This window comes from Methylobacterium sp. J-048, assembly GCF_022829515.1.
GTDB lineage: Bacteria > Pseudomonadota > Alphaproteobacteria > Rhizobiales > Beijerinckiaceae > Methylobacterium.
In genome coordinates, this window is the sequence record NZ_JAKSYL010000122.1 from 75897 (window position 1) to 89740 (window position 13844).

16 protein-coding genes and 1 pseudogene are annotated in these 13844 nt (G+C 69.5%); 8 read left to right on the forward strand and 9 right to left on the reverse strand.

Annotated elements, in window-relative coordinates:
• Positions 1–89: 89 nt before the first annotated feature.
• Entirely contained in the window at positions 90–1349 is a 1260-nt protein-coding gene (locus MKL09_RS10615) for an ABC transporter substrate-binding protein (protein WP_409566916.1), read from the reverse strand.
• A gap of 183 nt (positions 1350–1532) precedes the next feature.
• On the opposite strand from MKL09_RS10615, the gene MKL09_RS10620 reads away from it, so the two are divergent.
• The 7 genes from MKL09_RS10620 to MKL09_RS10650 all read left to right on the forward strand — a co-directional run bounded on the left by MKL09_RS10620 (position 1533) and on the right by MKL09_RS10650 (position 7087).
• Complete coding sequence (locus MKL09_RS10620) at positions 1533–2039, forward strand: DUF3280 domain-containing protein (RefSeq protein ID WP_244020025.1); 507 nt, start codon at positions 1533–1535, stop codon at positions 2037–2039.
• A 28-nt stretch (positions 2040–2067) separates the two neighbouring features.
• Positions 2068–2769, forward strand: coding sequence for a (5-formylfuran-3-yl)methyl phosphate synthase (locus tag MKL09_RS10625; RefSeq protein WP_244020026.1), 702 nt, complete (start codon positions 2068–2070; stop codon positions 2767–2769).
• Positions 2766–3335 carry a uridylate kinase gene (locus tag MKL09_RS10630; RefSeq protein WP_244020027.1) on the forward strand — a complete coding sequence of 190 codons (570 nt, stop codon included), beginning with the start codon at positions 2766–2768 and terminating at the stop codon, positions 3333–3335. The genes MKL09_RS10625 and MKL09_RS10630 overlap by 4 nt, the downstream gene beginning before the upstream one ends.
• A complete protein-coding gene (locus MKL09_RS10635; RefSeq protein ID WP_244020028.1) occupies positions 3332–4891 on the forward strand; it encodes a DUF6513 domain-containing protein in 1560 nt (519 codons plus the stop codon). The genes MKL09_RS10630 and MKL09_RS10635 overlap by 4 nt, the downstream gene beginning before the upstream one ends.
• Positions 4892–4894: 3 nt before the next feature.
• Positions 4895–5485, forward strand: a complete 591-nt coding sequence (locus MKL09_RS10640; RefSeq protein WP_244020029.1) for a DUF447 domain-containing protein — start codon at positions 4895–4897, stop codon at positions 5483–5485.
• A gap of 115 nt (positions 5486–5600) precedes the next feature.
• Positions 5601–6134: an SRPBCC family protein gene (locus MKL09_RS10645; protein ID WP_244020030.1), complete on the forward strand. Its 534-nt coding sequence runs from the start codon at positions 5601–5603 to the stop codon at positions 6132–6134.
• A complete protein-coding gene (locus MKL09_RS10650) occupies positions 6131–7087 on the forward strand; it encodes a YncE family protein (RefSeq protein WP_244020031.1) in 957 nt (318 codons plus the stop codon). The genes MKL09_RS10645 and MKL09_RS10650 overlap by 4 nt, the downstream gene beginning before the upstream one ends.
• Positions 7088–7142: 55 nt before the next feature.
• Here MKL09_RS10650 and MKL09_RS10655 read toward each other — a convergent pair whose 3' ends face one another.
• The 7 genes from MKL09_RS10655 to MKL09_RS10685 all read right to left on the reverse strand — a co-directional run bounded on the left by MKL09_RS10655 (position 7143) and on the right by MKL09_RS10685 (position 12330).
• Entirely contained in the window at positions 7143–7343 is a 201-nt protein-coding gene (locus MKL09_RS10655) for a hypothetical protein (RefSeq protein ID WP_244020032.1), read from the reverse strand.
• Positions 7344–7417: 74 nt separating this feature from the next.
• Positions 7418–8587, reverse strand: a complete 1170-nt coding sequence (locus tag MKL09_RS10660; RefSeq protein ID WP_244020033.1) for a chlorophyllase/cutinase-like alpha/beta fold protein — start codon at positions 8585–8587, stop codon at positions 7418–7420.
• Between the two features lie 382 nt (positions 8588–8969).
• Positions 8970–9425: a response regulator gene (locus MKL09_RS10665; protein ID WP_244020034.1), complete on the reverse strand. Its 456-nt coding sequence runs from the start codon at positions 9423–9425 to the stop codon at positions 8970–8972.
• 190 nt (positions 9426–9615) lie between these two features.
• Positions 9616–10491, reverse strand: coding sequence for a dienelactone hydrolase family protein (locus MKL09_RS10670; protein WP_244020035.1), 876 nt, complete (start codon positions 10489–10491; stop codon positions 9616–9618).
• 74 nt (positions 10492–10565) lie between these two features.
• On the reverse strand, positions 10566–10970 hold the full coding sequence (locus MKL09_RS10675; protein WP_244020036.1) for a hypothetical protein: 405 nt from the start codon (positions 10968–10970) through the stop codon (positions 10566–10568).
• A gap of 119 nt (positions 10971–11089) precedes the next feature.
• The gene (locus MKL09_RS10680; RefSeq protein WP_244020038.1) at positions 11090–11584 is read right to left on the reverse strand and encodes a DUF192 domain-containing protein; all 495 of its coding nucleotides are present in this window, start codon (positions 11582–11584) and stop codon (positions 11090–11092) included.
• Between the two features lie 140 nt (positions 11585–11724).
• Complete coding sequence (locus MKL09_RS10685) at positions 11725–12330, reverse strand: cold-shock protein (RefSeq protein WP_244020039.1); 606 nt, start codon at positions 12328–12330, stop codon at positions 11725–11727.
• Positions 12331–12682: 352 nt separating this feature from the next.
• On the opposite strand from MKL09_RS10685, the gene MKL09_RS10690 reads away from it, so the two are divergent.
• Entirely contained in the window at positions 12683–13693 is a 1011-nt protein-coding gene (locus MKL09_RS10690; RefSeq protein ID WP_244020040.1) for a heparan-alpha-glucosaminide N-acetyltransferase, read from the forward strand.
• Here MKL09_RS10690 and MKL09_RS10695 read toward each other — a convergent pair.
• Positions 13654–13844, reverse strand: a pseudogene (locus tag MKL09_RS10695) (hypothetical protein); the annotation flags it as partial. The gene MKL09_RS10690 and the pseudogene MKL09_RS10695 sit on opposite strands and share 40 nt — an antisense overlap.

Consider the following 13844-nt stretch of genomic DNA (forward strand, 5'->3'; position numbering starts at 1 on the left):
AAGGACGTTCTCGGTGGTGGATTGTAGAGCATCGCCCGCGTGTTGCGAGGGTGTACGCCCCTCGCCAACGCCGCAGGCGATGGCGGCCCTCATTTGAATTTGCAGGTGGTCTCCGGCAGGTCGACGCCCAGGGTATCCAGCGGGGTGCGCTGGTGCAGGAAACCCTGCTCCGGGGCGACCGAGACCAGGGCCTTCGGCTGGACGACGATCACCGGCTGGCGCAGCTGGTGGTCCCAGGGGCGGAAGGTGAGCGACACACCCTTGTAGGCCGGCAGGTTGAAGGCCGGATCGACCAGGTACGGGGTGAGAACGGCCGGATCGGCGGTCTTCTTGGCGGTGACGGCTTCGCCGACGGTGCGGACCGCCGCCCAGGCCTGGTAGTCGAGGGGGCGCATCAGCCGGGAGGCGAGCCGCCGGAAGCGGTTCTGCGCCTGCGCGGCGCCCCAGGTCTCGAGCACCGGCGACCACGTGGTCGAGGTCAGCGCCTGGGTGCCGCCGACGGGCCGGGGATCGACGGTGCGGTAGGAGACGTAGTCGCCCCAGTCGCCCTCCTCGTCGGCCACGATCGCCATGTCGTAATCGAGGCCCCGGGTGAACACCATCGCCTCGGCCCGGGTCGGGGTATCGCCGCGCGCCTTCGCGAGCGGCCCGAAGGTCCAGGGCTTTTCCGCGGTAATCTTCACCGCGAACTTGCGGGCGGAGTTGCGCAAGGCCTCGGCATAGGCCTTGTCGGCCTCGGTCGGACCGACGATCAAGAAAATCTTCCGCCAGCGCATCACCGTCAGATATTGCGCGATGGCGTCGGTCAGCATCGCCCGCGATGGCAGGATGTGGAACACGTTGGCCCGGCAATCGGCGCCGCGCAGGCGATCGTCGGGGGCGCCGGCGTTGAGCACCACCGCGCCGGTGTCCTTCACGGCGTCGGCCACGGCCAGCACCGCGTCGGCCGGCAGGGCGAGCACCAGATAGTTCACGCCCTTGGCGACCAGGTCCTTGGCGGCCGCCACGGCGTCGGGCTTCTCGTCGCTGAGCGCGACCGCGTCCAGGGCGAAGGTCTGCTTGGTGAAGCGGCCGGTGGTGTTGTTGTCGGCGATGCCCATCCTGGCGCCGGCGAGCCCCTCGTCCTCCGGGGCGGCCTCGGCATCGTACGAGGACGGGGCCGGCTCCGGCCGGTAGATCAGCCCGATATGCGTGTCGATCGGCTGCGGGGCCGGCTGCTGGGCCCGCGCGGCGAGGGGCATCAGCAGCGTGCAGCCCGCGAAGAGAACGCGAAGGCTGAGCGCGCAGGGCGTCCAATCCCGCGCGGGCTGACGGAAGCGCTGGGCCGGGGCGTGTGCAGGATCGTGCATGGGCGCGGCCTCTAGCAGCTTCCGATCCGGCCGCTCAACCGCGGCTTCTTGGCGAATGATCACGTTCGCGTCGTGAGCCAAGCACGCGACGATGTACATTGCCAATTTGTCCCCTCGCCCGAGCTATAGGGACGCGAATGCGCCGGAAGAAACGGCATCGATCATCGTGAGGGAGCCCCGAGGATGCGCCACCTGTTCGCCTGCGCGGTGACTGCCTGCCTCCTCGCCGGCCCCGTCGTCGCCGCCGAGAAGGCCGCGATCTTCCCCGTCGAGCTGTTCGACCCCGGCGCCACCTACGGCACGCGGGTCCGGCCGGTGGACACCAAGAAGCTGGCGCTGGTGACCGACGAGCTGCGCAACGCCCTGCACAACCAGGCCGGCCTGGAGATCGTAGATACCGCCCCGAAGGCTGACGTGGTCGCCAAGGAAGGGCCGCTCTACAAGTGCAACGGCTGCGCGGCCGACATCGGCAAGAGCCTGGGTGCGGATCTCGTCGTGACCGGCTATGTGGAGAAGGGATCCGGCCAGATCTTCAACCTGAACGTCACCATCGCCGAGGCCGAAACCGGCAAGATGGTGCGGGGCGGGCAGGTGACGATCCGGGCCGATACCGACGACACCTGGACGCATGCCATGCGCTGGGTAGTGAAGAACCGCCTGCTCGCCGAGCCATTGCCCGGCAAGTCGTGATTGCGTGCCGCCCATCTTCGAGAGATCCGTGTCCGCGTTCCCCGTTCCGCCGAGGCCCCTGCCCCGCCTCCTCGTCAGCGTCCGCGATCCGGCCGAGGCCGAGGCCGCCCAGCTCGCCGGGGCCGACCTGATCGACGCCAAGGATCCAGAGCGCGGTGCGCTCGGCGCCCTCGCAACGGGAGTGGTGGGCGAGATCGTCGCCCGGGTCGCCGGTGCCGCCGTCACCAGCGCCGTCGCCGAGCCGACGCCGGACTCCGTGGCCGCGATGGCGGCGACCGGGATCGACTGGGTGAAGACCGGTCTCGACCCCCGACACAGGCGCGACGTGGCCGCGCTCACCGCCCTGACAACGGCCGCACCCGGCCGCCTAATCGCCGTCCTGTTTGCTGAGGACGGCCCGGCGGCCGATCTGGTCCCGGTTCTGGCGCGGGCCGGCTTCGCGGGAGCGATGATCGACACTGCCGGCAAGTCCGGCGCCCGGCTGACCGATCTCGCCGAGCCGGAGGCGCTGGCGGCGTTCACGGCGGCTTGCCGGACCCACGGGCTGATGAGCGGGCTCGCCGGCTCCCTCCGGATCACCGACATCCCGACCTTGAGCGCCCACCGCCCGGATTATTTCGGTTTCCGCGGCGGCCTATGCCGCGAGTTCGACCGATGCAACGGCATCGATCCCCTGCGGGTCGCCGAGGCCGTGCGCGCCCTGCGGCCGAACCATCGGGACGCCGCGTGACGACGGTCCTCAAGATTGGCGGCAGCCTGGAAGCCGACCCGGCGCGGCTGCGCGCCGTGCTGTCGGAGGTGGCCGAGGGCGTCCACGGACGCTGCATCGTCGTGCCGGGCGGTGGCGCCTTCGCGGAGGCCGTGCGGGCCGCCCAGATCCGCGACGGCTTCGACGATGCGGAGGCCCACCGCCGCGCCCTCGACGCGATGGGCCGCATGGCCGATTTTTTTTGTGACCAAGATCTGCGACTGACCCGCAGCGTCGCGCCCTGGGCCGACGATGCCGCGGCCTGCGTCTGGGACCCGGTCAGCCTCCGCGCCGGCCATCCCGACATCCCCGAGAGCTGGGACGTCACCTCCGACAGCCTCGCGCTCTGGCTGGCCGCGCGCCTGCGCGCCAAGCGCTGCGTGCTGGTGAAATCGGCCGATGCTGCGCCGGAGGAACCCCCCGACGCCCTGGCCCGGCGCGGGTTGGTGGATGCCGCCTTCCCGGCCTTCGCCGTGCGCTACGGCGGCCCGATCGCGATCTGGGGGCCGACCCGCCGGGTCACGCTGCAGCAGCGGGTGGCGGCGTGAGCGCCCCCGAGCACATCGTCTTCGTCACCGGCCGCCTTGCTCGGGCGCGGCTGGAGAAGGTCGCGGCCGGACTGCCGGCGACGATCCGCTGGAGCATCGCGGATGCCGGCGTGAAGGTCGCCGCGCTGATGACCGAAGAGATCATCCGCCGCCGGGTCGAGATCCCCGAGGGCGCGACCCGGATCGTCCTGCCCGGCCGCTGCCGGGCCGATACCGCCCGGTTGGCCGAGCATTTCCACCTGCCGGTGGAGCGCGGGCCGGACGAGGTGGTCGATCTGCCGGCCTGGCTGGGGCTCGCAGGCCGCAAGGTCGATCTGTCGAAGCACGACCTGCGGATTTTCTCCGAGATCGTCGACGCCTCGAAGATGTCTCCCGACGAGATCCTGGCCAAGGGGCTCGACCTCGCCCGCCGCGGCGCCGACGTGATCGACCTCGGCGGCCTACCGGACACGACCTTCCCGCATCTGGAAGAATCCGTCGCGGCCTTGAAGGGCGCAGGCCTCAAGGTCAGCGTCGATTCCTTCTCCCAGGACGAGCTGGCCCGGGGCGCCCGCGCCGGGGCCGATTACCTGCTCAGCCTGAACATCGACACGCTGGATCTGGCCTTCGAGACCGACGCGATTCCGATCCTGGTGCCCCTGCGCCCGGACGACATGCCGTCCCTCGACCGGGCGATCGAGCGGATGCTGAAGGCCGGAAAAACGTTCCTGGCGGACCCGATCCTGGAGCCGATCCATCACGGCTTCGTGGACTCGATCAGCCGCTACCGCGACACTCGCGCCCGCTGGCCCGACATCCAGATGATGATGGGCACCGGCAACCTCACGGAACTCACCGAGGCGGATTCGCTGGGCGTCACCGCACTCCTCGTCGGGATGTGCTCGGAACTGTCGATCGGCAACGTGCTGATCGTCCAGGTCTCAAACCACACGCGCCGCACCGTTGAGGAGCACGACGCCGCCCGGCGAGTGATGTACGCGGCGAAAGTCGATTCCGCCCTGCCCAAGGGTTACGGACGGGCGCTGCTGGCCCTTCACGACAAGCGCCCCTTCGTGCAGACCGCCGCGGAGGTCGCCCAGGCCGCCGCGGAGGTCCGCGACCCGAATTACCGGATCGCCGTCGCCGAGGACGGAATCCACGTCTACAACCGCGACACCCACAGGGTCGGCTCCGACGCGATGGCCTTTTTCCCCGACCTCGACGTGAAGAGCGACGGCGCCCACGCCTTCTATCTCGGGGCCGAGCTCGCCAAGGCCGAGACCGCGTGGCGGCTCGGCAAGCGCTACGTCCAGGACGAGCCCCTCGACTGGGGCTGCGCGGCCGACGCCGATGTCGAGGATGCGACCGCCTTCAAGAAGGCTGGCCATACCCGCCATTCCGGCCCCGACGCGCCGCCGCCCGGCACCCGCGACGCCCGGCTGGTGAAGCCCGAGGCGGATGCCGACACCCCCGCGACGATCTCGGACACCGAGGCCCGGGACGAGGCGGCGCCCGAAACGTCCCAGCCCGCGACCAAGCTGGTCTGCGGCCGGCTGGTGTCCGCGGACAGGGCCTGAGCCATGCCGCTGATCCTGGAAACGATCGTCACCACGCTCGCGTCCTCCGGCGAGTTGCACCTGGTGCCGTTCGGACTGATCGGCGAGGAGGACGGCTACGTCCTGGCGCCGTTTCGGCCCTCCCCGACCATCGCCAATCTTGAGGCGAACCCGTGCTTCGCGGCGTCGAGCCCACGGGACATCCGGGTGATCGCCGGCGCGGTGACCGGGCGGCGCGAATGGCCGACCGTGGCCTGCGAGGCCATCCCGGGCCGGCGTTTGGCCGACAGCTTCGGCCATGCTGAATTCGAGGTCGCGTCGGTCGACGACCATGAGACGAGGCCGCGCTTCCGCGGCCGCATGGTCCATTCCGCCGCCCACGCACCGTTCATCGGCTTCAACCGCGCCCAGGCCGCGGTGCTGGAAGCCGCGATCCTCTCGACCCGGCTCCACATGCTTGAGCCGGGCAAGGTGTTGACGGAGATGGCCTACCTCGCCATCGCCATGGCCAAGACCGCGGGCCCGCGCGAGCGCGAGGCCTGGGGCTGGATCGAGGACAAGGTCGCGGCGGCCCTCGGCCCCGAGGCGCGCATCCTCGATCGGGACGAACGCTAGAGCCGTATCCAGACGTTCGGATGCGGGTCTGACACTCACTTGTGACACGCTCCAGGGCTCGAAACCGGTATCGCGATGCCGGACCGCGCCCTGGAGGCGGGAGGAGCAGGACACCATGAAAAAAATAACCCTGGCCCTGGCGGCCACGGCTGCCCTGGTGGCGGCGACCGCGCAGGCCCACGGCCCGACCCGGCGCAAGATCTCCGAGTCGATCGAGATCAACGCGCCGGCCGACAAGGTCTGGGCCGTCGTCGGCGACGTGAAGAACGCCGACTGGATGGAGAACGTCACCAAGACCGAGGTCAGCGGCGACGTGCCGAACAAGTTCAAGCGCACCCTGACGCTGAAGAACGGCAACCAGATCCAGGAGACCAGCAACAAGTACAAGCCGGACGAGAAGCTGTTCTCGTACTACATCGAGAAAGTCGACGTGAAGGACCTTCCGGCTAACGATTATTCGGCGACGATCACGATCGAGCCTGCGGGCGACGCCAAGTCCAAGGTCGAGTGGAAGGCCGCCTTCTACCGCGGCTACATGAACAACGATCCGCCGCCCGAGCTGAACGACGAAGCCTCCGAGAAGGGCGTCGGCGCCTGGATCAAGGCGAGCCTCGCCAATCTGAAGGCCAAGGTCGAGAAGGGCTCGTGAGCCTGAACAGGCGCGGCGCGGCGCTCGCCGCCGGCCTCGCCCTCGTCGCGACGCTCGCCCGCGCCGAACCGGCGCGGGAAGCGATCGTGACGGCCCAGCTCGGCGGCGTGGTCGAGATCGTCGACCTCGCCGCCGGCAAGGTGGTGCGCAGCATCCCAGTGGATGGGGCGCCGGCCGGGATTGCCCTGTCGCCCGATCGCAGGCGCGCGTACGTCACCCGGCCGGAAGGGCACGGCCTCGCCGTGCTCGACCTCGATGCCGGCCGCGTCGTCGCCGAGGTCCCCCTGCCGGGCGGACCGCTCGGCGTCGCCGCCGATCCGAGGGGCGGCACGGTCTACGTGGCGGATTGGTACGGCCACCGGCTGTTCGTGCTGACAGAGCGCGACGGCACGCTCGCTCCAGACGGCGAGATCGCGGTCGGCGCCTCGCCCTCCGGCATCGCCATCGCGCCGGACGGCGGCACGCTCTACGTCGCCAACCGGGAGGCCAATACGGTCTCGGTGATCGACGCCAAGAGCCGCAAGGAAACCAAGACGATACCCGTGGGACAGCACCCGTTCGGCATCACCCTGGATGCCGCGGCCGGGCGTGCCTACACGGCCAATGTCACCAGCGACGACGTCTCGGTGATCGACCTCGCGGCGGGACGCGAGATCATCCGGATCCCGACCGGCCGGCGGCCCTACGTGATCGCGCTGTCGCAAGGCCGCGGTTTCGTCACCGACCAATATGCCGGTAGTGTCACGGCCTTCGACCTCACCACCCTCAAGCCGATCGCCGACGTCGATGTCGGCGACCATCCCGAGGGTATCGCCGCGGATACGGACGGCCGCCTCTATGTCGCCAACTGGGGCGACAACACGCTGAGCGTGCTCGACGCCCGCACCCTCAAGGTGCTGGCGACCATCCCCACCGGCAATGGCCCGCGCGCCTTCGGCGATTTTCTGCGCTGAAGCTTGGTCTTTGCGTCATCCAGAAAGCCGCAAAACCGCCCTTCGGGACGGTGCTCTAGTCGATCTGGCGATGCGGCGCCCGGCGGTAGGCCACGCGGGCCACAACCAGGGCGCTGCCGATCTGGAGGAAGCCGGATTCACCGAGATCCGGCGGCGCGCCATGCGCCTGGATCAGCAGCCGCGTCAGCGCATTCAGTGCGAGCAAGGTCAGGCAGAAGGCCGCTGCGGCGAGCAGGCTGGCGACGAACTCGGGCATGGCATTATCCCCCGTGTCGAACACGGGCAGACTAGCAAGCCCTGCGCCAAGGGGAACCCCGGCAATGCCTCGGATCAGCGCTTGCGGACCGCCGCCGGGGTCCCGGTCTGAGCCGCCGGCGCCGCCAGCCGTGGCGTCTCGACGGCGAGCCGCTTCACCGGCCAGCCGTCGCTCCAACGCTCCATGTCGGCGAGCCGCGGGTTGTTCTTCAACGCGTTCGCGTCCGACCCGGAGAAGGCTGCGGCGGCTGCGATGTCGAAGGTCTTCCAGAAGCCGAGGTAGTCCAGCGCGTCGACCCGGGCGATGTTGATCTGGGACACCAGGGTCTGCTGTTCGCCGGTCAGCGCCATGTCGGCGGACCAGCGGAACGGCGGCGGTTTCGGGGCGTCCTTGGCCGCATCTTTCGGCTCCGGCCCCGGCTTGATCGCTCCGCCGTCATAGGCGGTGTCGGTGCCGGCGGGCGCCCCCAGCGTCGCCGTGAGCGCCGGGAAGCCGTGATCGTCGGACAGGGCGCGGGCGAACAGCTTGCGCTCGATCGGGACGGCGCTGGCCTCGCGCAGCAAACGCTTCGCCGCCAAGTCGGCCGCCCGCGTGTCCTTGTCGCCGACCATGGTGACGATCAGTGTTGACGGAGCGATGCCTGACAATTCGGTTAGCGCGATGCCGCGCGACTTCGGGCCGCTGGCGATGCCGCCCGGTGCGGCCGCGAAAATCAGCTTCGGGACCGGCAGACCCTGCCGCTTGGCGTCGGCGGCCATGTCGAAGGCGATCGGCGCGCCGGCCAGATGGCCGATCAGGGCGACGCGGCCGAGATCGGGCTTGGCGTCGGCATCGGAGGACAGGTCGGCGAGCGCGGCCTTGACCAAGCCTTCGGCGATGCCGGGCGCGTCGGCCGGGCGCGTCCGGTTCAGGTCCTGGAAGCGCGGGTAGAGCACCAGCCAGCCCTGGCGGGTCAGGTGGTCGATCCAGCCGCCGTAGCTCTGCGGATTGACCACGCCCCAGCCATGCAGCAACACCGCCACCGGCCGTCCGGCCTCGGGTGCAGCACCCGACGCGTGGAAGGCGAAGGTGGTGGCGGTCCCGCGCCCGAGCAGGCGCTTCACGATCGTCGCCTTGCGGTCCCCGACACCGCCGGGGCCCTCGGACGGCTGCGGTGGCGGCGAGGCGGCCTGCGCGGTCTGGATCCCGGCCAAAGCCAGGATCAGGCCAGCAGTGATCGATCCGCGAAGACGAGTGGGACGCATGTGGGGCTCGACTGAGAGACGCGATGCGCCGGCAGGTCAGGGCCCGCTGAATAGCAGATTCCCTCGCCTTGGCGACTCATCCCGGCCGGATCAAGCCGATCGATCAGTTGGCGAACATCCGCTCCGACGCCGCGCCGTCCAGACGCAACGCCAAGGCCAGGATCTCGGCCGGGACTTCGTCGACCGCCGCGCCGTAATGGGCGCGCAATTCGTCGCTCACGGTATCGATGACGCAAGTCTCCTGCGCGTCGTCCGAAGGACGCCGGCGAAGGGAATCGGCGTGGTTGGCAGCGACGACTCGCATGGGTGTTTAGGGGGCTGACGGTGTTGCACGGATCGGGCGCCGGGCGCTCCGGGAGTGCCATACAACCCGGAGTTGGGCTCAGGTTTCCAAGCCCGGCGTAATTAATTTACCACCCGGCCCGATCACCGCGGGCCCGGTTGCCCCCGAGGGGCGCCGGGCGGCCTGCTCCACCCAGGCCAGGATATCCTCGGCCCGCCAGGGCTTCGGGATGAAGGTCGCCGACATGCGCAGGTCGCTCGGCTGGTCGCCGGCATCGCCGGAGGTGAGCAGCACCCGCACCCGCGGCCAGGTCACCCCGATGATCCGCGCCAGCTCAAAGCCGCCGATCGGACCGGGCGTGCGCACATCCGAGAACACAACGCTGACCTCGTCGGCCCGGTCGTTGAGGATGGCCAGCGCCCGGTCGGCGGTCTCGGCCTCGATCACGGTGAAGCCGGTATCCTCCAGCAGCGTGGCCGCGAGGAAGCGCTCGTCGGGCTGGTCCTCCACGACGAGGATAACGGGCTTCTGTCCGGGCTGTACCGAATCGCTCATGGGCCGGGACACTCTACAGGGGCTGAACGGCGGCCGCGACGATCGGTTCAAGGCCCCGATCGTCGCGATGGCCGGACCCGCACAGGCACAGATCCTCCCGCGACCCTTGCATATTCGATAAGTTGTGGCCGTGTCCCGGGAAGCACAGCCCCCCGGGAACATCCTGCCAAGACCGCCGAGATCCGCTCGATCAGCCGACGCCGTGCGCTTTCAGGAACGAAAGCGCCCGGTTCCAGCCATCCTCCGCCGGTTCCTTAAGATAGCTGGGCCTATAATCGGCATGGAAACCGTGCGGGGCCTCCGGGTAGATCACCAGTTCCACACTCTTGCCGGCCTGCTTGGCCTTGTCCCGGGCCTCCTCGACGGAGGCGGGCGGGATGCCGGTATCGGCGCCGCCGTAGAGGCCGAGCAGGGGCGCGTTGATCTCGGCCGCGACATCCCCGGCGGTGCGCGGCTGGATGTCGGTCCGCTCCCCGCCGATCGGGCCGTACCAGGCCACGGCCGCCTTCAGGTCGCGACGATGCGCCGCGTAGAGCCAGGCATCGCGGCCGCCCCGGCACCAGCCCATGACGCCGAGCCGCGCGGGATCGCCCTTGGCAGCGGAGGCGGCCCAGGCCGCGGTGGCGTCGAGATCACCGATCCACTGCGCGTCCGGCGTTTTGGAGATGACGTCGCGGATGATGACCTTGGGATCGGTCATGGTCGAAAGATCGCCCTGCCGGGCATAGAGCTCGGGCGCGACCGCGCAGTAGCCGGCCTTGGCAAGACGCCGGCAGATATCCTTGATGTAGTCGTGGACCCCGAAGATTTCCTCGATCACCAGCACGATCGAGAACGGGCCGGTACCCTCCGGCACCGCCCTGTAGGCCGGCATCGGGCCGTCGGCGGCGGGGATCTTCACCTCGCCGGCCTCGATCCCAATGGCATCGGTGTGGATCACCTGCGCCTCGACGCGGGTCGTCGCGACGGTCAGGCCGCTGATCAGGCTCGTCATCACGAAGCCGCGCCGCGACAGGGGCGACGTGATCAAGCCGTCGAGCCCGGCATTCCCGTTCGTTTCCGCCATGATCATCTCTCCCGCGGTGCCGCGATGAGGGCTATCCGGCGGCGACACCTGCGGTCAAATACCGATCCGAGACGTCAGGCACCCGCCGCGGCCAGCGCACGAGCGGGGCGCGGAGCGGCGACGCGAACCGTTTCCGGGACCGAGCGGGGCTTGAGCACGTCGGCCAGGGTGACGAACGTGTCCTGAGCCGGCGCGTCCACGGCCCTGATGCCGTAGCCCAAGGCGAAGGAGCGGGTCAGGCCCGCGTCGCGGGCGATCCCGAAGCGCTCCAGGGCGCCCAGGAACGCCTCGCGGAACAGGCTCGGCCGGCACCAGTTCTTCTCCGCCATCTGCAACGGCCAGTCCCACAGGCCCTCGGCCCGTCGTGCCGCCATGGCACCGCGGCTGATGAAATAGCCGGTGCGACGGTGCTCCAGCCCATCCGCGCTCACCGACCAATCGTCGTTGCCGAACAGCTCGGCATCGGCCACATCGCTCATCGGGTCCTCCGCGCTGCGCCGGCATTCCGAAACACCGGAACAATGCCGGAACATTGGCGTGGAACATCGCGGCGGTCAAGGCGATTGTTCTCGCTGCGTTCGCAAAAGGTCCGGTCGGCTCAGCGGGCCTTGAACAGGGGGTGCTCGATCCGGTCGCCTGCCTGGATGCCGAGCTTGGCCGCCGTACCGGCGTTCAGTTCGAGGACGGCCGAGACCGGACTGCCGGACGGGATGATCGCCGTCGACAGCGGCTCGGTATCGGCCGCGATCCGGCTGACGATGCCATCCGGGCGGATGAACAGCATGTCGAGCGGCAGGTAGGTGTTCTTCATCCACATCGTCACCGGCTCGGCGCGCTCGAAATCGAACAGCATGCCGTGATCGGCGGCCATATGCCGGCGAAACATCAGCCCGCGGGAGCGGCCGGCATCGTCGCGCATGACCTCGACTTCGAACCCCTTCGGGCCGGCCTTGGTGGCGATCGTCAGCGGCTCGGTCTTGGCGGCGCTCTCGCGCATGGCCGCCTGAGCGAGGACGGGATGGGCGGTGACCGGTGCGGTCAGGATCAGGCAGGCGATCGCCGTCGCCTGCGCGACGCGGGACAGGACTGTCACGGACTGGTGCCTCTCGGGAAACGCATATGCAGGCGGGGTGCCCGGTGCGGATGCAGATAGAGCATCGTCCCAAGAGGTGGCCACCGGCTCTCGGACAAAGACGATGCGGATCAGAAAGCGAGCGCGTCCGGCCCGTGCCGTCAGTGCGAGGTCGGGAGCGCGCCGTCGATCAACCGGATCTCGGCCGCCATCACGCCCTTGGAGCCGTCCCCGTAGCGCACCAGCACCGCGTCGCCCGGCTTCAACTCGGCGATGCCGTAGCGGCGCAGGGTCTCCATGTGGACGAAGATGTCCGGGGTGCCGTCGCCGCGAGTGAGGAAGCCGAAGCCGCGCAACCGGTTGAACCATTTCACCACCGCGGTCTCGAGGCCGCTGGTCGGCGTGACCGACACATGGGTGCGCGGCATTGGCATCTCGGACGGATGCAGGGCCGCGGACTGGTCCAGCGACAGGACCCGGAAGGCCTGCCAGCCGCGCGGGCGCTCCACCGCCTCGACAACGATGCGCGCGCCTTCGCTGGCCGCCTGGAAGCCGTCCCGCCGCAGGCAGGTGACGTGCAACAGGACATCGGGGGCGCCGTCATCGGGCACGATGAAGCCGAAGCCCTTGGAGACATCGAACCACTTGATGCGGCCCGTGACCTCGACGAGGTCGAGGGCCTCGTCATCCCCCGGCACCGCGTCGGCCGCCCGGGCGTCCTCGATCCGATCGGGGTTCTGCGGCCCGGATGCGCGTTCGTCAGACATGGCCGAGCAACCTACACCGAATCACGCCGCGCGCTCTCGCATCAAGATTAACGAAGTCCTGATTCCCGGAAAGCCCATTTGACCGGCATCGGAGCTATCTCGAGTTGCAATCTTGCCCGGGGGAGGCAGGCCCGCAACAGTCGATCGGTCGCAGGGGGAGGCGTGGTGAGGTATTTCCAAGCCGTTCAAGCCGTCTGGATTTTCCCAGCCCCACCGTCCAGTCAGGTTTTCGCGACCGGTAAGCGGCGGCCTTCACGTTTTCGAGAGGATGTTCAATCTGGACCCGGGGAGATAGCGGCGCCGTTTGTCGATGATGGCATCCGTTGCGCAGCCGTGATTTGAGCGGTGGGATATGTTCATCGCCGAAATCCGCTTCGCGTTCTTAGGGACTCCCCACACCGCTGCACGAAGGCGGTTCCCGATCATCGATGCCGTGCGGGCGGCCGCCCTCCTGGCGATGGCGAGCTATCACGCCCTCTGGGACCTCGGGTTCCTGCGGCTGACCGCGGAGAACTATGCCCTGACGCCGACCGGCCATCGCGCGGCCGAAACGATCGCCGGCACGTTCCTGACGCTGGTCGGAATCGGGCTGGTGCTGATGAACGGGAGCGGAATCCGCCTCCGCCCGACCCTGATACGGCTCGCCCGGATCGGCGGGGCGGCGTTGCTGGTCACGATCGGGACGTACGTCGCCTTCCCGGATGCCTACGTGTTCTTCGGGATCCTGCACTGCATCGCGGTGTCAACCGTGCTGGGCCTGCCGTTCCTGTTCCTGCCGGTTCCGGTGACGGCCCTGGCCGCGGCGGCCGTTCTCGCCGAGCCAGTCCTGGTCCATGCGCCGGTGCTGGACGCGCCGATCCTGTATTTCCTGGGGCTCGGCTCCGGGACGCCGCGGACCAACGATTACGTGCCGCTGTTCCCGTGGTTCGGTTTCGTCCTGACGGGGATCGTCATCGGGCGGCTCAGCCTGCCTTGGCTGGCGGCTTCGCGCCTCGGCGCCTGGGCGCCGCGCTCGGCGCTCGGCCGTGCCGCGACCTTTGCCGGGCGCCACAGCCTCATCGTCTATCTCGTTCACCAGCCGGTCCTGCTGGCTGTGTTAACCGGCCTCGTCAGCCTGACCGGGCCGAACCCGCGGGCGGGGGTGCGGGCGTTCCGGGCCGATTACGTCACGATCTGCACGCGTACCGGCGGCGAACCACCGCTCTGCCGGATCGCAGCCCGCTGCACCTCCGAGGCGCTGATCCAGGAGGATCTTTTTCGGGAGGATGGCCGGCCGTTCAGCCCGCAGGAACGGCTGAGGGCGCAGGCCATATCGCAGGGGTGCTACGGGGCGATCGAAGCGGCGTCCCGGATGCCCCGGTGAGGGGGGACGGCCGCGGCGTCAAGGGCGACCTGTGCGGCCGCCTCCAGGCTGGCGCGGAGCGCGCCGCCGGCCAGCGGCTCCAGATCCGGAGCGGCCGGTTTCGGACGCGGGGTGAAGGTGAGCACGTCGCCCATGATCGGTCTCGGGTCGC

What these genes read in the sequence shown, in the direction of transcription:
- MKL09_RS10615 (WP_409566916.1), bottom strand. Translation starts at nt 1,349, where the DNA reads ATGCACGATCCTGCACACGCCCCGGCCCAGCGCTTCCGTCAGCCCGCG.
- MKL09_RS10620 (WP_244020025.1), top strand. Translation starts at nt 1,533, where the DNA reads ATGCGCCACCTGTTCGCCTGCGCGGTGACTGCCTGCCTCCTCGCCGGC.
- MKL09_RS10640 (WP_244020029.1), top strand. Translation starts at nt 4,895, where the DNA reads ATGCCGCTGATCCTGGAAACGATCGTCACCACGCTCGCGTCCTCCGGC.
- MKL09_RS10645 (WP_244020030.1), top strand. Translation starts at nt 5,601, where the DNA reads ATGAAAAAAATAACCCTGGCCCTGGCGGCCACGGCTGCCCTGGTGGCG.
- MKL09_RS10655 (WP_244020032.1), bottom strand. Translation starts at nt 7,343, where the DNA reads ATGCCCGAGTTCGTCGCCAGCCTGCTCGCCGCAGCGGCCTTCTGCCTG.
- MKL09_RS10660 (WP_244020033.1), bottom strand. Translation starts at nt 8,587, where the DNA reads ATGCGTCCCACTCGTCTTCGCGGATCGATCACTGCTGGCCTGATCCTG.
- MKL09_RS10665 (WP_244020034.1), bottom strand. Translation starts at nt 9,425, where the DNA reads ATGAGCGATTCGGTACAGCCCGGACAGAAGCCCGTTATCCTCGTCGTG.
- MKL09_RS10670 (WP_244020035.1), bottom strand. Translation starts at nt 10,491, where the DNA reads ATGGCGGAAACGAACGGGAATGCCGGGCTCGACGGCTTGATCACGTCG.
- MKL09_RS10675 (WP_244020036.1), bottom strand. Translation starts at nt 10,970, where the DNA reads ATGAGCGATGTGGCCGATGCCGAGCTGTTCGGCAACGACGATTGGTCG.
- MKL09_RS10685 (WP_244020039.1), bottom strand. Translation starts at nt 12,330, where the DNA reads ATGTCTGACGAACGCGCATCCGGGCCGCAGAACCCCGATCGGATCGAG.
- MKL09_RS10690 (WP_244020040.1), top strand. Translation starts at nt 12,683, where the DNA reads ATGTTCATCGCCGAAATCCGCTTCGCGTTCTTAGGGACTCCCCACACC.